24 protein-coding genes, 2 pseudogenes and 2 riboswitches are annotated in these 23720 nt (G+C 60.2%); of the genes and pseudogenes, 10 read left to right on the forward strand and 16 right to left on the reverse strand.

What is annotated here, in order from left to right:
- Window positions 1-244 precede the first annotated feature (244 nt).
- Both AC1M2H_RS14330 and AC1M2H_RS14335 read right to left on the reverse strand, forming a co-directional pair.
- A complete protein-coding gene (locus tag AC1M2H_RS14330) occupies window positions 245-1774 on the reverse strand; it encodes an EAL domain-containing protein (protein ID WP_480147819.1) in 1530 nt (509 codons plus the stop codon).
- Window positions 1775-1922: 148 nt separating this feature from the next.
- Entirely contained in the window at window positions 1923-2801 is an 879-nt protein-coding gene (locus AC1M2H_RS14335; RefSeq protein ID WP_480147820.1) for an AraC family transcriptional regulator, read from the reverse strand.
- 158 nt (window positions 2802-2959) lie between these two features.
- Here AC1M2H_RS14335 and AC1M2H_RS14340 point away from each other — a divergent pair.
- Window positions 2960-3716: pseudogene (locus tag AC1M2H_RS14340) on the forward strand (SDR family NAD(P)-dependent oxidoreductase).
- Between the two features lie 29 nt (window positions 3717-3745).
- On the opposite strand, the gene AC1M2H_RS14345 reads toward AC1M2H_RS14340, so the two are convergent.
- Window positions 3746-4339, reverse strand: a complete 594-nt coding sequence (locus AC1M2H_RS14345; RefSeq protein ID WP_480147821.1) for a TetR/AcrR family transcriptional regulator — start codon at window positions 4337-4339, stop codon at window positions 3746-3748.
- Between the two features lie 73 nt (window positions 4340-4412).
- On the opposite strand from AC1M2H_RS14345, the gene bdcA reads away from it, so the two are divergent.
- The 3 genes from bdcA (at window position 4413) to AC1M2H_RS14360 (ending at window position 6165) form a co-directional block, all read left to right on the forward strand.
- On the forward strand, window positions 4413-5126 hold the full coding sequence (gene bdcA / locus AC1M2H_RS14350) for an SDR family oxidoreductase (RefSeq protein ID WP_480147822.1): 714 nt from the start codon (window positions 4413-4415) through the stop codon (window positions 5124-5126).
- 137 nt (window positions 5127-5263) lie between these two features.
- Entirely contained in the window at window positions 5264-5707 is a 444-nt protein-coding gene (gene parS, locus AC1M2H_RS14355; protein WP_480147823.1) for a type II RES/Xre toxin-antitoxin system antitoxin, read from the forward strand.
- The gene (locus AC1M2H_RS14360) at window positions 5704-6165 is read left to right on the forward strand and encodes an RES family NAD+ phosphorylase (protein WP_480147824.1); all 462 of its coding nucleotides are present in this window, start codon (window positions 5704-5706) and stop codon (window positions 6163-6165) included. Before parS ends, AC1M2H_RS14360 begins: the two co-directional genes overlap by 4 nt.
- 26 nt (window positions 6166-6191) lie before the next feature.
- Here the strand turns inward: AC1M2H_RS14360 and AC1M2H_RS14365 are convergent, their stop codons facing one another.
- On the reverse strand, window positions 6192-6437 hold the full coding sequence (locus tag AC1M2H_RS14365; RefSeq protein ID WP_480147825.1) for a DUF2543 family protein: 246 nt from the start codon (window positions 6435-6437) through the stop codon (window positions 6192-6194).
- 148 nt (window positions 6438-6585) lie between these two features.
- Complete coding sequence (locus tag AC1M2H_RS14370; RefSeq protein ID WP_480147826.1) at window positions 6586-7263, reverse strand: transporter substrate-binding domain-containing protein; 678 nt, start codon at window positions 7261-7263, stop codon at window positions 6586-6588.
- A 200-nt stretch (window positions 7264-7463) separates the two neighbouring features.
- Window positions 7464-7538: riboswitch (Fluoride riboswitch) on the forward strand.
- A gap of 42 nt (window positions 7539-7580) precedes the next feature.
- Here AC1M2H_RS14370 and AC1M2H_RS14375 point away from each other — a divergent pair.
- Window positions 7581-8540 carry a DHHA2 domain-containing protein gene (locus AC1M2H_RS14375; RefSeq protein ID WP_480147827.1) on the forward strand — a complete coding sequence of 320 codons (960 nt, stop codon included), beginning with the start codon at window positions 7581-7583 and terminating at the stop codon, window positions 8538-8540.
- Window positions 8541-8580: 40 nt separating this feature from the next.
- On the opposite strand, the gene AC1M2H_RS14380 is transcribed toward AC1M2H_RS14375, so the two are convergent.
- The 6 genes from AC1M2H_RS14380 to AC1M2H_RS14405 all read right to left on the reverse strand — a co-directional run bounded on the left by AC1M2H_RS14380 (window position 8581) and on the right by AC1M2H_RS14405 (window position 15001).
- A complete protein-coding gene (locus tag AC1M2H_RS14380) occupies window positions 8581-9864 on the reverse strand; it encodes a citrate synthase (RefSeq protein ID WP_480147828.1) in 1284 nt (427 codons plus the stop codon).
- Window positions 9865-10037: 173 nt separating this feature from the next.
- Window positions 10038-10754, reverse strand: a complete 717-nt coding sequence (locus AC1M2H_RS14385; protein ID WP_480147829.1) for an ABC transporter ATP-binding protein — start codon at window positions 10752-10754, stop codon at window positions 10038-10040.
- Window positions 10751-11626: an ABC transporter ATP-binding protein gene (locus AC1M2H_RS14390; protein WP_480147830.1), complete on the reverse strand. Its 876-nt coding sequence runs from the start codon at window positions 11624-11626 to the stop codon at window positions 10751-10753. The genes AC1M2H_RS14385 and AC1M2H_RS14390 overlap by 4 nt, the downstream gene beginning before the upstream one ends.
- A complete protein-coding gene (livM, locus tag AC1M2H_RS14395; protein ID WP_480147831.1) occupies window positions 11623-12909 on the reverse strand; it encodes a high-affinity branched-chain amino acid ABC transporter permease LivM in 1287 nt (428 codons plus the stop codon). The genes AC1M2H_RS14390 and livM overlap by 4 nt, the downstream gene beginning before the upstream one ends.
- 10 nt (window positions 12910-12919) lie before the next feature.
- Window positions 12920-13834, reverse strand: coding sequence for an ABC transporter permease subunit (locus AC1M2H_RS14400; protein WP_480147832.1), 915 nt, complete (start codon window positions 13832-13834; stop codon window positions 12920-12922).
- A gap of 108 nt (window positions 13835-13942) precedes the next feature.
- Entirely contained in the window at window positions 13943-15001 is a 1059-nt protein-coding gene (locus AC1M2H_RS14405; protein ID WP_480151940.1) for a branched-chain amino acid ABC transporter substrate-binding protein, read from the reverse strand.
- A gap of 670 nt (window positions 15002-15671) precedes the next feature.
- On the opposite strand from AC1M2H_RS14405, the gene AC1M2H_RS14410 reads away from it, so the two are divergent.
- From AC1M2H_RS14410 to AC1M2H_RS14430, 5 genes are all read left to right on the forward strand, one after another.
- Window positions 15672-16994, forward strand: coding sequence for a glycoside hydrolase family 10-like protein (locus AC1M2H_RS14410; protein ID WP_480151941.1), 1323 nt, complete (start codon window positions 15672-15674; stop codon window positions 16992-16994).
- A gap of 188 nt (window positions 16995-17182) precedes the next feature.
- A complete protein-coding gene (locus tag AC1M2H_RS14415) occupies window positions 17183-17755 on the forward strand; it encodes a peroxiredoxin (RefSeq protein ID WP_480147833.1) in 573 nt (190 codons plus the stop codon).
- A gap of 15 nt (window positions 17756-17770) precedes the next feature.
- The gene (locus AC1M2H_RS14420; RefSeq protein WP_480147834.1) at window positions 17771-19006 is read left to right on the forward strand and encodes a protein-disulfide reductase DsbD family protein; all 1236 of its coding nucleotides are present in this window, start codon (window positions 17771-17773) and stop codon (window positions 19004-19006) included.
- Window positions 19007-19017: 11 nt separating this feature from the next.
- Window positions 19018-19572, forward strand: a complete 555-nt coding sequence (locus AC1M2H_RS14425; protein ID WP_480147835.1) for a sigma-70 family RNA polymerase sigma factor — start codon at window positions 19018-19020, stop codon at window positions 19570-19572.
- Window positions 19559-20188, forward strand: coding sequence for an NrsF family protein (locus AC1M2H_RS14430; RefSeq protein WP_480147836.1), 630 nt, complete (start codon window positions 19559-19561; stop codon window positions 20186-20188). Before AC1M2H_RS14425 ends, AC1M2H_RS14430 begins: the two co-directional genes overlap by 14 nt.
- Here AC1M2H_RS14430 and AC1M2H_RS14435 read toward each other — a convergent pair.
- The 5 genes and pseudogenes from AC1M2H_RS14435 to AC1M2H_RS14455 form a co-directional block, all read right to left on the reverse strand.
- Window positions 20185-21504: a type II toxin-antitoxin system HipA family toxin gene (locus AC1M2H_RS14435; RefSeq protein WP_480147837.1), complete on the reverse strand. Its 1320-nt coding sequence runs from the start codon at window positions 21502-21504 to the stop codon at window positions 20185-20187. The genes AC1M2H_RS14430 and AC1M2H_RS14435 overlap by 4 nt on opposite strands.
- Window positions 21504-21776 carry a type II toxin-antitoxin system antitoxin HipB gene (gene hipB, locus AC1M2H_RS14440; protein WP_480151942.1) on the reverse strand — a complete coding sequence of 91 codons (273 nt, stop codon included), beginning with the start codon at window positions 21774-21776 and terminating at the stop codon, window positions 21504-21506. Before hipB ends, AC1M2H_RS14435 begins: the two co-directional genes overlap by 1 nt.
- A 180-nt stretch (window positions 21777-21956) precedes the next feature.
- Entirely contained in the window at window positions 21957-22517 is a 561-nt protein-coding gene (locus tag AC1M2H_RS14445) for an RNA polymerase sigma factor (protein WP_480151943.1), read from the reverse strand.
- A 5-nt stretch (window positions 22518-22522) separates the two neighbouring features.
- Window positions 22523-22948, reverse strand: coding sequence for a hypothetical protein (locus tag AC1M2H_RS14450; RefSeq protein WP_480147838.1), 426 nt, complete (start codon window positions 22946-22948; stop codon window positions 22523-22525).
- A 164-nt stretch (window positions 22949-23112) separates the two neighbouring features.
- Window positions 23113-23292: pseudogene (locus tag AC1M2H_RS14455) on the reverse strand (GGDEF domain-containing protein); the annotation flags it as partial.
- 321 nt (window positions 23293-23613) lie between these two features.
- Window positions 23614-23715: riboswitch (TPP riboswitch) on the forward strand.
- Window positions 23716-23720 lie beyond the last annotated feature (5 nt).

Below are 23720 nucleotides of genomic sequence, written 5' to 3' on the forward strand. Positions count from 1 at the left end.
ATTACTCCTGATTTTCTTTCTGTGAGTAAACACGCATTTCTATATTCACAGGAAAGCAAGTAATGATATTACTATGCGCATCACACTAACGAGCGGATCTGCTCGCAGAGACAGGATATGCCTACGGTTGAGGGGCCGTCAGCCCCGGCGGGTATCAGCTCTTTCTTATCTGATTAAAATTCGAGCAAATATCATCATTGAGATCGTGGGCGGGGTGAAGCTCATTGAAGAATCATCGCTTTCCTTAGGCCTTATTTTTGGGCGCGGCGCTTAAGGCGCGGATATAGTCGTTTACCGACACCGGCCGGGAAAAATAGTACCCCTGAAATATCTCGATCCCCAGCGCCTGCAGAATCTGCAGCTGATTATTATCCTCGACCCCTTCCGCAATAATGTGGCAATTAAACTTGCGCGCCAGGTTCACCATATTTTTAACAACCAGCGCCGAGGCCTCGTTCGTCCCGACGTTGGAAATGAAGACCTTGTCCACCTTAATGAACTCCGGCTGAAACTGCTGTAGGTAGCTGTAGTTCGCGTAGCCGGTACCAAAATCATCGAGGGAAAACTGTACCCCGAGCTGGCGGAGCTTCCCGGTCACCGCGTCAGTTTGCAGCGTGTTTTCAATCGATTCGCGTTCGGTAATTTCGAGGACCACCCGGACGGCCGCCCTTTTCAGCTGCGACTGAAATCGCGTGCACAGCGCCACGATATCATCGTCCTGAAAGTTAACGGCGCAGGCGTTAAAGCAAATATACAGCCCTTTCGGCAGCAGCGACTCATGTTCACGCAGCTGGCGGATCACCTCGTTGAAGCAGATTGCCGTAACGCCCTTAATCAGACCGGTTTGCTCGGCCACCGCGATAAATTTATCCGGGGGAATAAAGCCGAGCTTCGGATGTTCCCAGCGAATAAGCACCTCCCCGCCGACAATCCGCCCGTGCTCGCCTTCCACAATCGGCTGAATGAAGGGCTTCAGCTGCTTTTTCTGTATCGCTTTTCGCAGCATAAACTCCAGGGTGTCGCGGTAGCCCAGATAGATTCTGAACAGCCAGGTCAGCAGCGCCGACACCACGACAATGGCAATAAACAGGTTCTGCTCATAGTGGACAAACATGGAGAGACCGGCGTGGCCGGCGCGATCGGCGATGACGGCGTACCGGAACTGGTTGGATTCGAGCGGTACGGGAATGCCGATTTGCGGCGAACGGGTGACCTGGCCGTTACGGTCCAGGTAGCGGTCACCCACCTTCAGATACAGGTGCGAATCGCCGTCCAGAACCCGCAGGACGTTATACAGATAGTAACCATCAATACCGATAAGCGCGCTGTTGCCGCGCTGGTCCTGTAGGGCGTAAACAATCAGCGATTTGGACGGCGTGATCTGATTGCCGCCCAGCAGAACCAGCGAGCCGTCCGGATAGTTGGCCTGGTTGATGCTGAATGTCTTACCGCCAAAAACGGAGGTACAGTATATTTCATTATTCTTCACCATGCTCACCGTCCTGACATCCGGGACGGTAGCAACAATGGTTCGCAGCCCCGTCAGAACCGCCTCGCCGCAGCTTTCTCCGAGATATCCTCTGGCGCGCTCGGCCGCCAGCTCGGCGTGGCCGAGCGTAACGTCGAGGCTGGCGACGGCCTGCTTAAGGCGGGAATGAATATCTTCATCCAGGGAATGCTGCATCTGCAGATAGCACAGCGCGGTACCCAGACTCATCACCAGCAGGAAAAACGCCAGAAGCAAGGGGCGATGGTAAGCCGGGGATCTTTTCATTGAGCGGTTCCAGTAAAGGGGCTGAGCGGGAAGTTATCTTTAAGTATCGCAGTGCCTGAGATAATGATAATTCAACGAAAATAAAATGCTCATGAGCGCGGATAAATCGTACTTTTCGGCCACAAGTCAAAGAAATACCCCGGCGCAGTCAAATACTGGCCTTCGCGATGCGCATATCACGCCCCGGCGGCGTGCCAAACATACGGGCATATTCGCGCGTGAACTGCGGAATGCTGGCGTAGCCAACCGCATACGCCGCCTGGGCGATGCCCGTGCCGTCGGCCAGCATCAGGCGACGGGCGTGGATCAGCCGCAGCTGTTTCTGAAACTGGAGAGGCGACGTCGTGGTGATCGTCCGAAAGTGCTGATGGAACGCGGAAACGCTCATGCCCGCCGCGTCGGCGAGCTCTTCAACGCTTATCTGACGCATAAAATCTTTACGCAAAATCGCCACCGCGCGGCTAATTCGCCCGGAATAGCTATCCGCCGCGCCGAGGGCGCGAATAGCGGGCCCGTGCACGCTGCGCAGCAGCCAGTAGTGCAGCTCGCGTCGTAGCCCGTCTCCCAGAACGGTCAGCGCCTCCTGCCGCTCAAACAGCCGGGCCAGCCGATAAGCCGCGTCCGTCACCTCGGCATTCATCGGCTCAATCCCGATGCAGGGGGTATCCCCCTGTTTTGTCGGCGCTGCGTCCTGAAGCTCGCGCAGGATGGCGATATCGAGCTCCAGCACCAGAGAATAGTAGGGATGGCGCAGGCTGGCCTGGGTAATCTGGCTGGTCGTCGGGACATCGGCGGCAATAACCATGGCCTCGCCCGGGCCATATTCAAAACTCCTGCCGCCGGTAGTGACGCGTTTACGCCCCTGCAGCAGCATCGCAATCAGCGGCCGGTTAATGGCCGCCTGCAGCTCCGCGGGATACAACGCCCGGATAATCGTCAGTCCCGGAACAGGCGTAACGGCAATCCCGCTACGGTCGGCATGAGCGTCGGCATAACGGCGAGAGAGATCGAACAAAGCGGTGCGCATAACATCCTTTCAGGCAAGTTTTTAAACGCTAGTATGCGACAAATCGCAGCTGTGTGAACGCCCAAAAGAGAAATGAGCAAAAAATAGCAAGGATCGGGCAATTTGCACGGAGGTGCAGATTCTATTGTAGGGACACCACCAAACAGAAAGGACATATCATGAATAAAATCGCACTCGTTACCGGCGCCAACCGCGGCCTTGGCCGCAACGTCGCACTCGCCATTGCGCGACAGGGAGGCGACGTTATCGTCGCCTACAGAGGCAACGCGGAACAGGCCAACGCGGTCGTCGCAGAGATCCGCGCTCTTGGCCGCCAGGCGATCGCCCTGCAGCTTGATATGGCGCAGACGGCGAGCTTCCCGGCGTTCGCCGAAACGCTGCGCATGCGGCTTGCCGAAGTCTGGGGGCGCGACACCTTCGATCGCCTGATCAACAACGCCGGTCACGGAGAGTTTGCCGCGGTGGCCCGATACCACCGAAGCGCAGTTCGACGGGCTGTTCAACGTGCACGTCAAAGGGGTATTTTTCCTGGTGCAGGCGCTTTTGCCGCTGCTGGCCGACGGCGGACGGATCGTCAACTTCTCATCCGGGCTGACCCGGGTGTCGTATCCGGGATTTTCAGCCTACGCCGCGGCCAAAGCGGCGGTGGAGATGCTGAGCGTTTACATGGCCCGCGAGCTGGGCTGGCGCGGTATTACCGTTAATAGCGTCGCGCCTGGCGCCATTGAAACCGATTTCGGCGGCGGACTGGTGCGCGACAACGCCGACGTCAACGCCCAGTTTGCCGCCATGACCGCGCTCGGACGCGTCGGCGTGCCCGACGATATCGGGCCGATGATCGCCAGCCTGCTGCGGGACGATAACCGCTGGGTGACCGCTCAGCGTATCGAGGTGTCGGGCGGCCAGACCATCTAGCCCCTTATTCCTCTCTCCAGGGTCTGGCCTCAGCGAGGCAGCAGCGGCTGCAGAGCCAGGCCCGCCAGGCGTACGGTTTCCTCAAGACGCGCCAGGCTATCCCCCGCCCGCGCTTTCGCGGAAAGGCCGGCCATCAGGGTGCTGATAAAGTCGGTCAGCCGCACGGCGTCCTGCGGATAGCGTTGGGCGATATAGGCCCGAATATAATCTTCCGCGGCGGTATGCAGCTCGCTCGCGGCCTCGCGCGCAGGCCGATCGTTGCAATGAATCCCCTCCAGAACCAGGCATCCGGCGGCAGTCGGGTTGGCAACATAGCGCCTTGCCGCCTCGTGCAGCACGTCCATCAGACACTGCGCCACCGGACGATCATCGCGCAGAAGCTCGGCAAAGGGGATCGCACCGGTGTGGCTATAGCGCTCCAACACGCGGGTATACAGGCCGAGTTTACTGCCAAATGCGGCGTAGAAGCTGGGCGGATTGATGCCGAACGCTTTTGTCAGATCGGTAATGCTGACCGCGTCATAGCCCCGGGAATGAAACAGGCCCTGCGCGATTTCAACGGCCTGCTGCGGATCGAACTGGCGGGGGCGCCCCGGGGTGCGAATCTGTTTTGTAGCACTCACTACATTACTCCTTGACAGCGTGATTTGCCGAAGCATATTGTAATCCCCACTACAATATCATGAGGAACAGATTATGGCAGCATCACAGCAGAAATCGGTACTGGTTTTAGGCGGGAGTCGCGGCATCGGCGCGGCTATCGTGCGGCGCTTTGCCGCAGATGGCGCCTCGGTTGTCTTCAGCTACGCCGGATCGCCGCAGGCCGCGGCAGAGCTGGCGACGGAAACCGGCAGCGTCGCGGTACAGGCGGACAGCGCCGACCGCGAGGCGGTGATCAAGCTGGTGCGCGACAGCGGCCCGCTGGATCTGCTGGTGGTCAACGCCGGTGTTGTCCTTTTCGGCGACGCGCTGGAACAGGACAGCGACGCCGTCGATCGTCTGTTCCGCATCAACATTCACACCCCCTACCACGCGGCGGTCGAGGCCGCTCGTAAAATGCCGGACGGCGGACGTATTATCGTTATCGGCTCGGTGAATGGCGATCGCATGCCCATCCCGGGAATGGCCTCCTATGCCGTTAGCAAATCGGCGCTGCAAGGGCTGGCGCGCGGCCTGGCGCGTGATTTTGGCCCGCGCGGGATTACGGTTAACGTCGTTCAGCCCGGACCTATCGACACCGATGCTAACCCGGAGAATGGTCCGATGAAGGAGCTGATGCACAGCTTTATGGCCATTAAACGGCACGGCCGTCCTGAAGAAGTGGCGGGAATGGTCGCCTGGCTGGCAGGCCCGGAGGCGTCCTTCGTTACCGGCGCCATGCATACCATCGACGGCGCATTTGGCGCGTAGTCGTAAAAGGCCACCGCGCGTGGCCTGTTCCCCTTCCCTGAGACGCGCTGACGATCCGCCGCGGCAAAAATTCATCGCCAGCGCTGGCCGAACTCATTCCATATGGTATAATTTTTGTACCAAATGGGAGGTTTGCCATGAAAGTCTATTCCCCAAACGTTACCGAGGAAAAAAATCTCAGCCCCTGGCACGCCGTCGGCCTCGATGCCCAGGACGGCATTGCGCTGATGGGGAAAATCAGCCACGGGCTTGAGGGTTCCGTCGCCCGGCACATTTCCGCATGGGCGGAGATCACCCCTGCCGAACTGCGCAGGATGTCGGGCATTCCGAACACTACCTTTAACCGCGGCATTAAATCGCGCTTTAGCGCCGACCAAAGCGAGCGTCTGGTGCGCATTCTCCGCGTTATCGAGCGCGCGGTGGAGCTGTTCGAAGGCGATAAAGAGGCGGCGCAAAAGTGGCTGAATGAACCCAACCGCGCGCTCGGCTGGAAAACGCCGGCCGAGGTGGTGTCCTCGGAAACCGGCGCGCTGGAGGTGATGCGCCTGATCGCGCGCGTTGAGCATGGGGTCTATTCGTGATCCTCTATCGCCTGACCAAAACCCGCTATCTGCTGACCGCCTGGTCTGGTTTTGGGGCGAAGGAGGCCGGGGGGCGCTGGAACAGCGTGGGGACGGCGATGGTCTATTTGTCGGAAGCCGCGTCGCTGACCATGCTGGAAACGCTGGTGCATATTAATGCTCCGCAGCTGCTGGACGATTTCACGCTGCTGAGCATTGAGGTACCGGACGACCAGGTGCTAACCGTCGATCCGGCCTCACTCCCCGCGGACTGGGCCCGCGAAGAGGCGCCAGCCCGGCTGGCATTATACGGTGATGAATGGGCCGCAAGCGCGGCATCAGCGGCGCTGCGCGTGCCGAGCGCCCTGTCGCCGGTGGAATATAACTATTTATTCAACCCCGAACACCCTGCCGCCTTCGATCTGCTGGCCAGCGTCAAAAAGATCCCCTTCCGCTTTGATACCCGCCTTAAAGGGTGAAGAGGCGGCGTCCGCTGAGAGCACGCCTATTCGTTGCCCCATTGATTGAGAAACTCCGCAATATCGTCGATCCGCGACGCGGCTATTCCGGCCTCGGCGGCCAGCTCCTGCTGCGTATCCTCGCTGATCTCTTCGTTCGCCATTAAGCGGGTAATCAGCGCCTGGAAATAGGCGGCCAGCGGCTGGCGTTCGGATTCATCGACCGGTTTGGCTGATTCAGTCGCATACTCATCCACGATGTCATAAAATTTCAGCGGTATTTCATTGGTCATTACGTCTTTCCTCATGGGTTGTATTGATTGACTGAACGCCCGGCGCGTTAATCCGCATCGCCTTCCCGGCGCAGGTGACGGCCGTCGGACGATTCTACCCTATAATTCAGCGGCGCACGCCCTCCTCTTTGCGCTCCGGCCTGCGCCATTACTGGTCGGCCAGATGCTTATCGATAATTTGCTGGACCGATCCGTCCTGCTGCCATTGCGTCAGCAGGGCAACCAGTTCTGCATACCGCGCGTCGCGGATCCGGGCAACGCAAATCGCCTGATTTATCTGGGTGAAATTATCGGCCAGCACGCGAAAGCCGGCGCGCCCGGCGGCGGCGCGTTCGAGCGGCTGGCGGATGCCCGCGGCCATATCGCCTTCTCCGTTGAGAAACTCATCGATGGCCGCCTGGGAGGAGTCCAGACGGTTGAGCGTGGCAAAGCGCAGCTGGCGCGTGAGGTGTAGATCGTACGCCGCGCCCTTGCCGACGTTAATCACCACGCCCTCTTCGTCCATCTCCGCGACGCTCTGCCAGCGGCTCGGCGCCCTGACCAGCACGGTGCCCTGAATGGTGATGTAGGGCTGGGTGAAGCGCAGCGTCTCTTCGCGCTTCGGGTCGATAGCCAAAAAGGCAATATCCCAGATATCGTTTTGCGCATCGTCTACCACCTTGCCCGCCGCCGGATAGGTGACGAACTGCGGCGTCGCGCCCAGTTCTGCCGCGATGCGCCCGGCAATCTCCGGCGTAATCCCGCCCGGCTGGCCATCCGCGAGCTGCCTTGCCAGAACGGCGTTACCGAGGTTAATGGCGAAACGTAATGGTTTAGCGGCGCTCATGCGGTATCTCCCTGAAGCGATAATAGTGAGGGGCTGAATTTCACCGGCCGGGCGAAGCGCGGCCGGCGCCTCCAAAATATAGCGTCATTTAACCCCGTCGTGCAGGGACGCGATCCTTAGAAAGCGCGGTTCGACGTGCTGGATCGATTCCGATTCATCGTTGAGGGTTATTGATTTCTCTTTGCGCCTCGGATAAGGTTTGCCGACGAGGTGATGGTGTTCCACCTTTCCTAACCGCCGGCTCGCTCGAACCGGATGATGACGCCTGATATACAATTATTTCTGTTCCCCCACGGACACGTATGTCAGGAGCCGCTATGCCCAATCAAACCGCTTTTTCCCTACCGCTTACCGCTGCGCAAGAATCTATTATCCACGTCTTTGGCCATCGCAATCCTGATAGCGACACGATCTGCAGCGCGCTGGTGGTTGCCGACTGGCTCAACTACACCGCCAGGCCGGCGCGCCCTTTTCGTCTGGGGGAGTTAACCCCGGAAACGTGCTATATCCTGCAGGCGGCGGGAGTCGCGTCGCCGGATTTACTCCACGACGATCTGACCGATAAAAAGGTGTGGCTGGTTGATTTCACCGACGTTGAGCAGGGTCCGCTAACGCTCCCCGATAGCGATGTGATCGGCATTATCGACCACCACCGCGTCGGCACCCTGGTAACCAAAAATCCGCCGGACGTTTGGATCCGCGCGGTAGGTAGCTGTGCGACGTTGATTCTCACCATCCTGACCACGGAGAGCCCGATGCCGCTCAGCGCGGCCCAGGCGACCCTGCTGCTGGGGGCCATTCTCAGCGACACAGTCGCCCTTAGCGGCCCTACCACCACGCCGCGGGACCGCGAATCGGTGGCGATTTTGCGCGAGATTGCCGGCGTCGATTACGCCGCCTTCGCCGCCGGGCTGCTGGCGGCGAAAACCTCTCTGGAGGGCCAGTCCGCCGCGCAGCTGCTGCACCGCGATGCAAAAAATTACCGGATCCACGGCGTCTCTCTCCTGCTGGCGCAGATTGAGGTTGCCGATATGGCGGATATCAGCCCGCATTTGCCCGGGCTGAAACAGGAGATGGAGCGCGCCAGGCGCGACGCAGGGCTGGAGATGGTGGTGCTGATGGTCACCGACATTACTCATCGCCATTCCGACCTCTACTTCACGCATAACAGCCTTATCCGCAGCGAGCAGGTTTCCCTCCCGGGCATGACCAGCAGAAAAAAGGAGATTCTACCCTGGCTAACCGAGCGCCTGGCCGCTACTGATGAGCGATCGTGATATGTAACGGACGCCGCCCCGCTGAGGAGGCGGCGCGGGATTATGCCTTGCGGCGGGAGACGTAATCTCGCGGGGCTTCGCCGGTGTAGATCTGCCGCGGGCGATAGATAGTCAGCGGCGCTTCATGCATCTCATTCCAGTGGGCCACCCAGCCCAGGGTGCGGCCAACGGCGGTGACCACCACAAACATGGATGAAGGCAGCTTCATTGCTTTAAGGATCACCGCCGTATAGAAATCGACGCTGGGCGACAGGCCGTTCTCAACAAAATAGGGATCGGTCAGCGCCACCTCTTCCAGGGCCATCGCCACCTGCAGCAGCTGGTCCGACATTCCCAGCTCCGCCAGCACCCGATGACAGGTATCGCGCAGAATTGCGGCTCGCGGATCCAGGTGACGGTAGCGCGAATTGCCAAAGCCAAGACGGCGGAAGGCCTGCGGGTCGCGCTTCGCCTTGCTCAGGAAGACGGGCACCTGATCCACGGTTTCAATCTCTTCCAGCATCCGCATGCTGGCTTCGTTGGCTCCGCCGTGCATCGGCCCCCACAGGGAGGCGAGCCCCGCCGCCACGCAGGCAAACAGGTTTGCCCCGGAGGAACCGGCGGCCCGCACCGTGGTGGTGGACGCGCACTGGCCGTGATCGGCGTGCAGCACCAGAATCTGGTTCATCGCCTCCTCAATGACCGGATTCACCACGTATTTCTCCGCCGGAACCGCAAATAGCATATGCAGGAAGTTCCCCGCATAGGAGAGATCGTTGCGCGGATACGGCGCCGGCTGTTCGATGGCGTATTTATAGCTCATGGCCGCCAGCGTCGGCATTTTTGACAGCAGACGCGTGGCCGCCAGGGCGCGGTGTTCAGGGTTTTCGACGTCCAGCACGTCATGGTAAAACGCCGCCAGCGCCCCGACCATCGCGCACATCAGGGCCATCGGATGGGAGTCGCGGCGAAAGCCGCTGCACATCCGCGACATCTGCTCATGCACCAGCGTGTGGCGGGTGATCGTATTGCGGAAAGTCTGATAGCTTACTTCGTCGGGCGCCTCGCCCTGCAGCATGATATACGCCACCTCAAGGAACTCGCACTCTCGCGCCAGCTGTTCCACCGGGTAGCCGCGGTGCAGCAGCACGCTGTTATCGGTATCAATATAGGAGATGGCCGACCGGCAGCCGGCGGTATTGGTAAAACCCGGGTCGAAGCTGCAGAGCGCCGACTGACTTAGCGCGCGGATATCAATACCCACGCGGCCCAGCGTCCCGGAAACCGTCTCCAGGGGAACGGGCGGTTGCCCGTCGAAAGAAAGCGTTAGCGGTTGAGTGGCCATCCTGTAAAGTTCCCCCTGTACAACAAGCGAGTCATAAACCTGAATCGATTTTTCAGGCGCAGCCTTCAACATAGCCGCAGCGAGGCCGCTATTCTTTGATATGAATAGCTAAAAGGGGCAATTATTGCCGCCACCAATCAATAACGGCCCATGATGCGTGACAGCGTCACCTGTCACACCATCCCCAGATAGGCGTTCCTGACATCCGGGTTGTCGAGCAGCTCGCTGCCGGTTCCGCTAAGCCGGATCTGACCGTTGACCATCACGTACGCCCGGTCAGAGAGCTTCAGCGCGTGGTGGGCGTTCTGCTCCACCAGAAAGAGCGTCATCCCCTGCGCCGTCAGCTCGCGCAGGATCTGAAAGATCTGCTTAACCACCAGCGGCGCCAGGCCGAGGCTCGGCTCGTCGAGCAGCAGCAGCTTCGGCCGGCTCATCAGCGCCCGGGCGATCGCCAGCATCTGCTGCTCGCCGCCGGAGAGCGTCATCGCCCGCTGCGCCCGCCGCTCCTCAAGCCGAGGGAAAAGCTGGTACATGCGCCGCTTATCCTCCTCCTGATAGCGGCTGCCGATGGGGATGGTCCCCATCAGCAGGTTCTCCTCTACCGTCATATCCGCAAAAATGCGCCGTCCCTCCGGCGCCTGAGCGATACCGTTGCCGGCGATAAAATGGGTCGATTTGCGGCTGATATCCTCCCCGCGATAGAGGATCTGCCCCTCGGCGATACGCGGCTGGCCGAAAATGGACATCAGCAGCGTGGATTTACCGGCGCCGTTGGCGCCGATCAGCGCCACCGTCTCGCCTTCATTAACCGTCAGCGAGACCTGGTTCAGCGCCTGAATCTGACCGTAAAAGACGTCCACCTGGCGAAACTCAAGCAACGGCTGGCTCATACCGCAATCTCCTCTTCATCCGCGCCCAGATAAGCGGCGATAACGCTGATATTCGACTGGATCTCCTGCGGAGCGCCGCGGGCGATCACGTCCCCGCGATCGAGGACGATAATATGATCGGAGATCTCCATCACCATCCCCATATCATGCTCAATCAGTAAAACGGTGATGCCGTGATGCTGGCGCAGAAAGCGGATAATTCGGCTCAGGGCGTGGGTTTCCGCGGGGTTCAGCCCGGCGGCGGGCTCGTCCAGGCAGATCATCTCCGGGCCGGTGCACATGGCGCGGGCGATCTCCAGCCGCCGCTGCTGACCGTAGGAGAGCGTGCCGGCCAGCCGGTTGGCGCAGTCCACCAGATCCACCACCTCCAGCCAGTAGAAGGCGCGGTCGAGGGCCTGATTTTCGGCCTGACGGTAGCCGCGGGTGTTGAGAATACCGGCCACCAGGTTACGGTTGACCTGCATATGCTGGGCCACCAGCAGGTTCTCAATCACCGACATCTCGCGAAACAGGCGGATATTCTGAAAGGTGCGCGCCAGCCCGGCCCGGTTCACCAGATGGGTCCCGCCGAACATTTTGTAGTAGATCCGCGACCCGAGACGCGCCGGATGGAGAAAATCATCGGGACGTATTTTTTGCCCGAGGACCTGAATCACGTCGGTCGTCGCGGCGTGGGCGTTAAGCACGATCGCCCCGCCCGTGGCGCGATAAAAGCCGGTCAGGCAGTTGAATACCGTGGTTTTCCCCGCGCCGTTGGGGCCGATCAGCGCGGTAATCGATCCCCGCTCCACGTCGAGGTTAACGTCATTAAGCGCCTTGATGCCGCCAAAATGCATCATCAGATGCTCCACCCGCAGAATGCTGTCGCTCATGGCGCCACTCCCTTACGCACGGTGACCCCCATGCGGCTGGTTCGCACCAGCCCGCGCGGCCGCCAGATCATCATCAGGACCATCAGCACGCCAAACAGCAGGACGCGATACTCATCGAAGCCGCGCAGCAGCTCCGGCGCGACGGTCAGCACAAAGGCCGCCAGCACCACGCCCAACGTTGATCCCATGCCGCCGAGAACCACAATGGCCAGAATCAGCGCGGATTCAAAAAAGGTGAACGACGTCGGGTTAACGAACCCCTGATAGGTGGCGAAAAAGACCCCGGCGATACCGGCGGTAGAGGCGCCGAGCATAAAGGCCGAAAGCTTCACCAGCACGTGGTTGAGCCCCATCGCGCGGCAGGCAATTTCGTCCTCGCGCAGCGCTTCCCACGCGCGGCCGATAGGCATCCGCGTCAGCCGGTGTTTAATAAACAACACCAGCGCCACCACCAGGCACAGCACGCCGTAGATAAAGATAAACTTCAGGTTGGGGTTGTAGCTAATGTGCAGAAACTCATGGATCGGCACCCCGCCGTCCTTCGCCCTGCGCCCGAACTCCAGCCCGAATATCGTCGGCGCCGGCACGGAAACGCCGTTCGGCCCGCCGGTAAAGCTGACCCAGTTATTCAACACCAGGCGAATGATTTCGCCGAAGCCGAGGGTGACGATCGCCAGATAGTCCCCGTGCATTCGCAGCACCGGAAAGCCGAGCAGCGCCCCCGCCAGCGCCGCCATCACGGCCCCCAACGGCAGCATCGCCCAGAACCCGAGCCCCAGATACTGGTAGCCCAGCGCCAGGCCGTAGGCGCCAATGGCATAGAATGCCACGTAGCCCAGGTCAAGCAGGCCGGCGAGCCCCACCACGATATTCAGCCCGAGCCCGAGCAGCACGTAGATCAGCCCGAGAATGGCCACCGTCAGCAGATACTTGGTGGCGATAGCCGGAAAGATCGCCGCCGCCACCAGCAGCAGCGGTAAGATCCAGCGCAGCCGCGAGCGGTAGCCGACCGGACGGACGTAAACCCCGTCATCGGCCCCTTCAAAGCGGGCGATAAATTTGCGCCCGCCGCGGCTTTGCAGCAGCAGGCTCAGCAGCAGCCTGCCGACCATCACCACCGCGACGATCGCCACCACCCGCTGGGTAGAGAGTTCGAAACTATAGCCTTTCAGCACAATGCCGACGATTGGTCCAAACACGATCAGCGCACATAGCCCCGCCAACACGCTATCAATCAGGCTTTTTTTAATATCCAGCCCTTGCCCGCGCGATACTTCACCCATGTTTTACCCCTTAAACCTTTGCGACCATCGGACGACCCAGCAGCCCCTGAGGGCGAAATATCAAAATTGCCACCAGCAGAGCGAAGGAAAACACGTCTTTGTAATCAGAGTTCACCATCCCGGCAAACTGGGCTTCAGCCACGCCCAGCAGCAGACCGCCGAGCATCGCGCCCGGCAGGGAGCCAATCCCGCCCAGCACCGCGGCGGTAAAGGCCTTAATGCCAATAATGAAGCCGATATAAAAATCGAAGGTGCCGTAGTTCATCGTCACCAGCACCCCGGCCAGCCCGGCCATCGCGGCGCCGATCATAAAGACCAGCGAGATAACCCGGTCGGTATTAATGCCGAGGATTGCCGCCATGCGCCGATCCTGCTGCGTCGCCCGGCATACTCGCCCCAGCCGGGTATGGTTAATGATCCACGAGAGGATCATCATCCCCACCAGCGCGGCGACGAGAATAAATATTTTGGTCCACGTAATCTGCACCACGCCGTCGCCAACCTCAAAGCGCAGCACTCCCGTCAGCAGGGTCGGGATCCCCTGCTGGTTCGGCCCCTGGCTGATTTGCACATAGTTCTGCAGGATAAGCGACATGCCGATAGCCGAGATGAGCGGCGCCAGGCGGGTTGAATTACGCAACGGCCGATAGGCGATACGTTCGATAGTCCAGCCGTAAACGCCGGTCACCACGATGGTGAATACCAGGGTGCCGAAGATCAGCAGCGGAAAGGAGTGAATGCCAAACCAGGAGAGTAGCGCCAGGCCGATGGCGCAAAGGTAGGCGGAGACCATATAGACTTCGCCGTGCGCGAAGTTAATCATCCCGATAATGCCGTACACCATGGTGTAGCCGATGGCAATTAATCCGTAAACGGCCCCCAGCGTCAGCCCATTAATCAGTTGTTGCAGAAAAAACGCTTCCATAGAAACCATCCTGCCAGTAAGCAGGCAGCGCCCGGCAAAGCTCCCGCCGCGCGCCGCCCTCAGTAGTACGCCGCCCTTTTTTACAGGGACAAAGAGTTCAGCAAACGGTTAAAGCTGGTGATACTTGCCCTTGTCATCCCACGCGTAGACCACATAATCCGACACTTTCAGATCGCCTTTACCATCCCAGGCCTTTTTGCCCATCACCGTGTCAACGCTATGGCTTTTCAGCCACTCGCTGGCCTTGGCGTTGTCGGCGCCCACCGCGTTATAGGCCGCGGCGATAGCCTGGATCGAGGCGTAGGCGTAAAGGGTATAGCCTTCCGGTTCGAAGCCGCTGGCGCGGAACTTCTCAATCACCGTTTTACCCTCAGGAATGGTGCGCGGATCCTTACCAAACGTCATCAGCACGCCGTTGGTAAACTGCGGTCCGCCGGCGGTCGTCACCAGCTCCTCGGTCACGACACAGTCGCCGGAGAAGAACTTCGCCTGCAGCCCCTGCTCCCGCATCTGCCGCACCAGCGGGCCGGCTTCCGGATGGCAGCCGCCGAAATAGACCACGTCAGGCTTCAGCGCGCCAATTTTAGTGACCAGAGCGTTAAAGTCCTTTTCGCCCCGCGACAGCCCTTCGTACAGCACCTCTTTGGTACCGCGTTTTGCCAGCGCCGCCCGGGTGGCGTCGGCCAGCCCCTGACCGTAGGTATCCTTGTCGTGAATGACGGCTATTTTCTTCGCCTTCAGCACGTCAAGCATATAGTCCGCCGCAATCGCCCCCTGCTGGTCGTCGCGGCCGCACATGCGGAACATATCCTTCATTCCGCGTTCGGTGATCAGCGGGTTAGTCGACCCCGGCGTAATCGTCAGGACTCCCGCCTCGTCGTACACTTCGGATGCCGGCATCGTCGATGATGAACAGAAGTGTCCGACAACCGCGGAAACCCCCGACTCATCAACCAGCCGGTTGGCCACCGCGACGGCCTGCTTCGGTTCGCAGGCGTCATCCCCCTGCACCAGCACAATTTTTTCGCCCTTAATTCCTCCCGCCGCGTTAATGTCTGCTACCGCCTGCGATGCCCCTTTCCAGTACTGAGCGCCGTAGGAGGCATTAGGTCCGGTGAACGGCCCGGCCACGCCGATCTTCACATCCGCCTGTGCGTAAAATGCCACGCTCATACAACCTGCAATCGCAAAATGAAGAGTCAACTTTTTAAGTTTCAGAGACATTCAGATAATCCTCAGCGATTTATAATCTGGCGCCATTAATTAAATGACGCGGTAAATATCACTTACCGTTTTGTTTGCCGAAGGCCGTTATCCAGCCGCAGCGGCTAAAGGTGGAAGAAGCAAAAATCCCGCCAGGAAGAAATGACATGACAGATCGCTTACTAATAGATGGCAGCAACGCGCAACAGCCGCGGTCACCGCCACCGACCAACGTGCATTTCAGGACAAGTCAGGAGATATGTTGCCATCACGTGGCGAATTGAGGACTGCGGCATCCGTTCCGACCCGCGAGCTAAACATAGTTGTTCTTCGCTGACGTTGCGCACCGGGCTGGTGCAAAAGTGCGAAAACGATCATGGGCGTGAAAAGTTTTGTTGCAATATTGTGAACAAGATAGCAAGAGCGATCGTTTCGCCCCGCGGTTTTAATACGTAATCAAAAAAATAGATTACGCGTCACCAGACCGCAGGCGCATGCGATTTAACGCAAGCCTAAAAAGCTTAAGATCAGCGCCGATAGCGGGTCCTGATAATTCCCCGCATAAAGGATTGACTTAACTACGCATAATACGAAAATGCTTCTTTTACGCGACTCACAGAATAAGCCCACGCCCATGATTATCCGCTCCCGGCGCTTTTTTATTGCCACCGTGGCCGCATCCGCTGCGGCGGTGGCGACCGCCTTTATCCTCGCCAGCTGCAGCAGCCAGCCGCCCCGTTCGCTGGTTACGCCGCTGCCGCCGGCGGTTAAACAGGCGGTACGGCCCAAAACGCAAGCGCCGGTACGCGGCGTCTGGCTGACCACGGTCTCGCGCCTCGACTGGCCGCCGGTGGGGTCGATCATTGCCAGCAGCCCGGAGAGCCGGATTAGCCAGCAGAAGGTGGCGCTGATCGCCAAACTCGATAATCTGCAACGCCTCGGGATTAATACCGTGTTCTTCCAGGTCAAACCCGACGGCACCGCCCTGTGGCCGTCAAAGATTTTACCGTGGTCCGATATGCTGACCGGCGCCATCGGCGAGGACCCGGGCTACGATCCGCTGCAGTTTATGCTGGATGAAGCGCACAAGCGCGGTATGCGGGTTCACGCCTGGTTTAACCCCTACCGCGTCTCGGTGAACACCCGCCCGAAAACCGTCGCCGAGCTCAACCGTACGCGGTCGCAAAGCCCGGCCAGCGTCTTTGTGCTGCATCGTGACTGGATCCGCAGCGCAAGCGACCGCTTTGTCCTCGACCCGGGCATTCCGCAGGTCCGCGACTGGATAACCGGCATCGTCGCCGAAGTTGTCGCGCGCTACCCGGTCGACGGCGTGCAGTTTGACGACTATTTCTATACCGAGACGGCCGGCTCGGCCCTTAACGATAATCAAACCTTTCAGCAGTACGGCCAGGGGTTCGCCAGCAAAGCGGACTGGCGCCGGCACAATACCCAGCAGCTGATTGCCCAGGTGTCGCGCACGATTAAGCAGATTAACCCCAGCGTTGAGTTTGGCGTCAGCCCGGCCGGCGTCTGGCGCAACCGCTCCCACGATCCCGCCGGCTCCGACACCCGCGGCGCGGCGGCTTACGATGAGTCCTACGCCGATACCCGCAGCTGGGTACAGCAGGGGCTGCTCGACTACATCGCGCCTCAGCTCTACTGGCCCTTTGCGCGCGACGCCGCCCGCTACGACGTGCTGGCGAAATGGTGGGCGCAGGTCGTGAAACCTACCCATACGCGGCTCTATATCGGCGTGGCGCTCTACAAAATCGGTGAGCCGTCAAAAAATGAACCCGACTGGATGGTTAACGGCGGCGTGCCGGAGCTGAAAAAGCAGCTGGACCTCAACGAATCGATCCCCGAAATCCAGGGCACCATTCTGTTTCGCGAGAACAACCTGAACCAGCCGCAGACCCGCCAGGCCGTCAGCTATCTGCAGAGCCGCTGGGGAAGCTAGCCTGTTCCGCCTGCCAAACCCGTTTCGCGGGCGGCTCCTCTCCGCGTCCGCAGCCCCGTTCATCGCGCGATGAACAGGCGCACTTTTTTTTCACCTGCGCGCAACTTTTTCTCCGCGGCGGCGAACTGAATAGATGAGATGAACGAGTTTGGCCAAACCGGCACTCCCTAAAATCGCAGGAGCAGATAATGACACGCATCAAAACCCTCATCCGTACCCTGACCATGACCGCCGCGCTGGGGCTCTCCGCCACCGCCTTCAACGCCGACGCGGCGCTGCCGGTGGGCGCTAAAGCCCCGGATTTCAAGCTGCAGGGCGCCCTCGCCGGTAAACCGCTGACCTTCTCCCTGCAGCAGGCGCTGCAAAAGGGGCCGGTGGTGCTCTACTTCTTCCCGGCGGCCTTCAGCGCCGGCTGTACCATTGAAGCCCATGACTTTGCCGAAGCGACCGATAGCTTCACCAAAATGGGGGCCACGGTGGTTGGCGTAACCGCGGGGAATACCGACCAGGTCAGCGACTTCTCCAAACTGGAGTGCCGCGATAAGTTCGCCGTCGCGGCGGATCCGGGCGCCAAAGTCGCCGCCCAGTACCAGACGCTGATGGAGATGAAAGGTAAAACGCTCTCCGATCGCACTTCGTACGTCATTGCGCCGGATGGCAACATCCTGCTGAGTTACACTGATAGAAACCCGGATGCACATATCGAGAAGACGCTCGCTGCCGTCAAGCAGTACGACGCCTCTCACCCGCAAACCCATTAAGTAAAGAGGCCAGCGATGTTAACCGCGATGCTGGCCGCCTTTATTGGCGGCATCATTCTCAACTTTATGCCCTGCGTTTTTCCTGTGATCTCCCTGAAGGCGCTGGGGCTGCTGCGCCATTCGGATAACGCCGCCAGCGCCCGCCGTGAAGGCCTGGCGTTTTTGCTCGGCGTCGTCGTCACCATGATGGCGCTGGCAGGTATTCTGCTGGCGGTGCGCGCCGGCGGCACCGCGGTCGGCTGGGGCTTCCAGCTGCAGTCGCCGCTGGTGATCGCACTGCTCTCCCTGACGATCCTCGGCGCGGCCCTTAACCTGCTTGGCGTCTTTGAGGTCGGACTGACGGCCCAGCGCGTCGGCGGTCTGGACATCGGCCGCGGCGCGTTTATCCGCTCGGCGCTCACCGGCGCGCTGGCAATCGTGGTCGCCACCCCCTGCGCCGCGCCCTTTATGGCCAGCGCGATTGGCTACGCCCTGGTCCAGCCGCCGGCGGTGTCGTTAACCATCTTCCTCGCGCTGGCGTTCGGCTTCGCCGCACCGTTTACCCTGGTGTCGCTCTTTCCGGCGCTGGCCAGAATACTGCCGCGCCCCGGCCCGTGGATGGATATCCTTAAACGCGCGCTCGCCTTTCCGATGTTTGGCGCCTGGGCCTGGCTGGTGTGGGTGCTGGCGCAGCAGGCCGGAAGCACGGCGCTAGCCGTCCTGCTTGCCGCCTCGGTGGTGCTCAGCTTCGCCGCCTGGCTGTACGGCATTGCGCAACGTCGCGCCTTCCAGGGCAAGGGGCACAGGGCCCTGTTTGCGCTAACCGCGGCGCTGGTTGTGGCGGTCCTCGCGCCGCTGCCGGGACTGGTTAAACCCGTCGCCTCCTTGCCGGATGCCGGGCAGACGGCAGAGGTGGCGTCCCAGCGCTGGACGCCGCAAACCGTCGCTGCCCAGCGCGGTCACGGTAAGGCGATCTTTGTCAACTTTACCGCCTCCTGGTGTATTACCTGCCAGGTAAATGAAAAAACCTCCCTCTCCACCCAGGCGGTAAAAGAGGCGCTGGTAAAAACCGATACCGTCTATATGGTAGCGGACTCGACTAAATTTAATCCGGACGTAGACGATGCGCTCAACCAGTTCGGCCAGGGCGGGCTGCCGCTGTACGTGGTTTACCCGGCCGACGGCGGGCCGCCGAAGGTCCTGCCGCAGGTGCTGACGCCGGGGATTGTGGTGAATGCCCTGACCGAGGCCGCCGGCAAGAAAGCGTCATAACAAGGCGGACTATGCAAACAAACGATAGCGCGCGCGACAGCTGGCCCGCGCTAATGGAGCAGGCGCAGGCGGGCGACAGGTTCGCCTATACCCGCCTGCTCAAGGCGCTGGTTCCGACGATCCGTTCGCAGGTGCGCAAACGGATCGCCGACGAGGCGCTGGTGGAAGACGTTATTCAGGATGTACTGCTCAGCGTACATCGGGTGCGTCACACCTACGATCCGGCCTTTCCCTTTTTGCCCTGGCTGCTGGCGATTATCTCAGCCCGCACCGTGGACGCGCTGCGGCGGCGCGGGCGCTATCAGCACTGGGAGGTCTCTGACGAGGCGCTGCCGGAGTCGGCGGCCGCCGACCCGCCGCGCCAGGACAGCCGGGAGGAGCTGGCGGGCTACCTGCGTCAGCTTCCCCTGCGCCAGCGCGAAATCGTCGAGCACGTTCATCTGCGCGAAATGAGCCTGGCGGAAGCGGCCACCCATAACAATCTCAGCGTGGCGGCGGTGAAATCGCTGCTGCATCGGGCGTTGAAAAACCTGCGCCGATTTGGAGCTCACCATGACCGATCATAATCTGCTTATTGAAAAACTGGGCCGCGACATGCGCCCGGTAAAACGTCCGTGGCCCACCGGCTGGCGCGTCGCGGGCTGGCTGGCCGTTGCCCTGCCGTGCGCCGGCACCGCCAGTCTGCTGGTACAGCGCGACCAGACCGACTGGTCGCAGCCCGGCGCGGGCCTGGCCGCGATGCAGCTGGTGCTGGCATTTCTGCTCGGGACGTTAACCATTCGCCGCGCCTTTACCATGAGCATTGCCGGGCGCCGGAACATCAGTTGGAAGGCCCTGCTGCCCATCGGCCTGATGTGGCTCGGCCTGAGCATCAGCAGCATTCCCGGCGACGCGCCGCCGCTGCACGATGACGACAGCGTCAGCTGCTTTACCTTTCTGCTGGTCGTCAGCGCGCCGATGATGGTGCTAACGATCGCCAGCCTGCGGCGCACGCGGGCGCTCTATCCGGCGCGCAGCCTGGCGATGGCCGGGCTCGGCGTCGCCAGCCTGGCGGTGAGCCTGCTGGCGTTTTGCCATCCGGTGCATTTGCACGCGCTCGATTTTGCGCTGCATCTGGCGGCGATCGCCACGATCGTCGCGCTGACGGTGATTATCGGCAAGCGTTGGGTTAGCGTCCGCTAACCCGTCAGAGCGCTTTGCAGGCGGGTATGGTTTTTGAGCGCGTGGGAGATAATCGCCCGGTAAACCGTCGGTGAAAAATCCGCCGGCAGCGAGGCGCTGACCGCATCGACCGCCCGCGGCAGGCGATCGGCAAAATAGCGCAGGATCTCCAGCATCTGCTGCTGCGCAAATCCCACCTCTTTTGCCGTGGCGAAAAAATGACGCGGGTAGATCGTCTGAATCTCCGTTTTCCTTCCTTTGGTTGCTTTCAGGCTCATCGACAGCTTCAGGTCGCTGATATGCAAACCCGCGCCGCCGAGCAGCGGAAAGGCCGAGATAATGTCGTAGAACGGCGTCAGGCGGTAGCTGCCGCCGGGCTGCAGAAAAATGGAAAAATTCTTCGCATGCCCGTCGGTGGCGCCGATTAGCCATTGAAAAACGATAAATTTCATAAAGTCGTAGCGATCCTTCAGCGCCTCGCTGGAGCCGAGCAAAAACGCCATAATTTTGGCGATGCCCGGCCCGCCGTCCGACTCGTACTTCATTGAGGAAGGCATCCCGAACGCCTGGCACAGATCCTCCTGCGGCAGGCGCAGCAGCCGCGTTTTCTCCAGCGCCCAGCGGCGGTCAAAGCGCTCAACGGCCAGCGCCCGGGTGCTGCGGGTGGTGATAATTTCAGCCTGCGGAACGGCAAAGCCCAGCTCGCGGGCCAGCGCCAGGCATAAATATTCGTTATCGACGCTTTCGCTGAGATCCAGCACCGCGTCCGGCTGCCTTATCTCGCCGATCGGCAGCTTGATAATATGCGTCGTTGGCGTTGTCGCCGTCGGTATGCACCAGCGGCCGTTCATCTTCAGCAGCGCCGTTTTCTCCTGGGCGCCGGCGACCGATATTCTGAACTCCTCCTGGCCGTTAATCATGCCGAGCGGAATATCCGCACGGTAGGCCGTCAGCAGCGCGTCAAGCCGGGCGTCGTCGAGCGCTTCCCAGGTCAGGCCGCCGGCTGCCGGAGCGTCGCCTGCGGGCAGCAGGGTGACCGCCCCGACGCTATCCCGCCCCACCTCGGCCAGCAGATCGAAGGGCTGCTTCGAGAGCGCCTGGTAGCGCTTAACAATGCGGTCGCGCACCAGCGGGCTATCGGGCAGCAGGTTGTCGAAGTAGTTAAACACCGCATCCGAGGTGATATTGCCGAACTGCAGCGGCAGCGACAGGGAGAGCGGTCGGGCGCGCGGGTTTTGCAGCCAGCGCGACTCATAGCGGAACTGATGCGCGCCGTTGCTCAGCTTGATCAGCTCCCCGACGCGTTCATTGTTCATCCACGTCACGAGCGTCGCCATTACCACTCCAGATCCGGTTGGCTATCGTTTTGCGCAAGGTCCGGCGCCGCGCCCTTTTCGCACACCGTCATCGTCATTTCCAGAGATTGTAAAATCTTAAACAGCGTCGTTAAGGTGGTTTTGTCCGGGTGGTTTTCGAAGTTCGAGATCGTCGCCTGCTTAATGCCTATCCGGCGGGCCAGATCGCTTTGCGTCCACTGGTTTTTTTGCCGCACCAGCTTGATATGGTTCGCCAGCTGGGTCGGGCTGTAGATCGTCGGGGGCGTTATCATCATCTTATCTATCCTCTTGTAGGGATAAGACCCTGTTTATACCCTGGTGAGGATAATGTCAACGCTCAACGTAAATATCCCCATAAGAGGATAAATACTGCGATATCCTTTAGTGGGGATATGTCATGAAATATCCTCACTCAAGGATATTGGTCGTGGCGCCCGGCGATCGGGCCAGCTTTAGTTGGTCATCAGCTCATCATAGAGGGCGCGCAGGCGGGTACGCAGATAGAGCACGGCTTTGTGCTTACGCGATAGCAGGGCCTGCTCGCTGGCCCCGCACTCGGCGGCCAGCTCTTTATAGCTGTAGCCCAGCAGCTCGGTCTTTTCAAAGACCTCCCGCTGGGCGGCCGGCAATTCCGATAGCGCCTGGTTCAGCTCCTCCCACAGCAGCTCTTTCAGGTACTCGTCTTCCGGCGTTTGCGGCACGCCGAACAGGGTCTCCGCCAGCTCATCTTCCGGAAACTGGCCCTCCTCGTCCCCGCTGAAGTAGTCCGCCAGCGGCAGCTCGCGCTTTTTGCGCGCCCGGTCGGTCATTTCGTTGCGCGCGGCGCGGAACAGCCAGGCAGCGACGTTCTCCACCGGCTGCTCGACCTTCATTAATTGCCAGCTCACTTCCTGCAGGATATCGTCAGCCTCGTCTCGTACCGAGATGCGGCCGCGAATAAAGGCCTTCAGCCGGGAGCGGCAGGCGTTGAGCGCCGAAACCAGCAGCGATTCCCCCGCCGTTACGCCTTTCATTTCGCTCACTCGGTCGGTGTCGTTTTCGACGCATCGTCTGCCGGCCGGGCGGGTTCGTTACGCCGATCGTGCCAGCCGCAGTGTCCGCGATGGCCGTGGCGGCCAAAGCGCTGCATAAACTCTTCGCGCTGCTCGGGATTCATCTGCATCCAGCGTTCGTGCATGCGGCGACGCGCGCGCCCCATACCGAACATGCCCGGACGGAAGCCAAGGCCGCCGAAGAGGATCCGCGACAGCGCCAGCAGACCTAATGCCTGCCAGAAACCGATGCTTTTAACCCCGAGAATCGCCGGCAGCAGCGCGTTCCACAGCGACATCACCACCAGGCCAAGTATCGCGACGATCGCCACGCCAACGATCAGCGGTTTGCCCATCCGATGGTGGCCAAAGCCGTAGTGACGGCGGTTTTCATGCATATCAAAATCTCTCATCTTGTTGCTACCTCATGACTGTCGTGAATAGTGACTGCTGATGAGGTAGACGAATGAGCCGGAGAAATATTGCTAAGAATTTTAAAAAACGGCTAAATATATTTATGCGGTGAATCTTTTACTACGGCGCCGATCGCTCAGTCAGGGCGGCATTGCGCCGCGCCTCAATATTTTCCCACCAGGTGCAGCTTCACCTGATTTCGCCCCTCTTTCTTCGCCGCATACAGCGCCTTGTCGACGCGGTTGAACAGCTGGTCGATCTCTTCGTCATCCTGACGCGCGGCGACGCCAATGCTAACGGTAACCGGGCCGGGGCGATCCGGCAGCTGATAGCCGCTGACCGCAATAGCATGCAGCTCTCCACCCGCCGTACATCGTCAAGCACACATCCAGCCGCCTGCGCATTCATCGCCTGCTGGCGCAAAATTAAAGAAAATTAGTTAGAGAGTTCAAAGGGATGACGTAGAAGTGCCTATTATAGTCTTCTTTTTAATCACAGACGGTGTCCGATCCGGCAAAAATCAGCGATAAAAATTTCCCGCACCTATCCGCCCTCCACTCCTTAGCCAACCTGATAGTGACGCTGTCACCTAAACGCCGCGCGCTCCCCCGGCGCAATGACCCGAAGCCGGGATTGTAATCAAAAAGTGAATGCCGTATAACATGGCCCTACCGAGGGGTGTCCCGTGAGGGCTGAGATGGCGTAAGCCGAACCCTTTGAACCTGATCTGGGTCATGCCAGCGAAGGGACGGGTCGGCAATTTTGCCAGTT

It is taken from the genome of Klebsiella sp. F11, assembly GCF_056712265.1.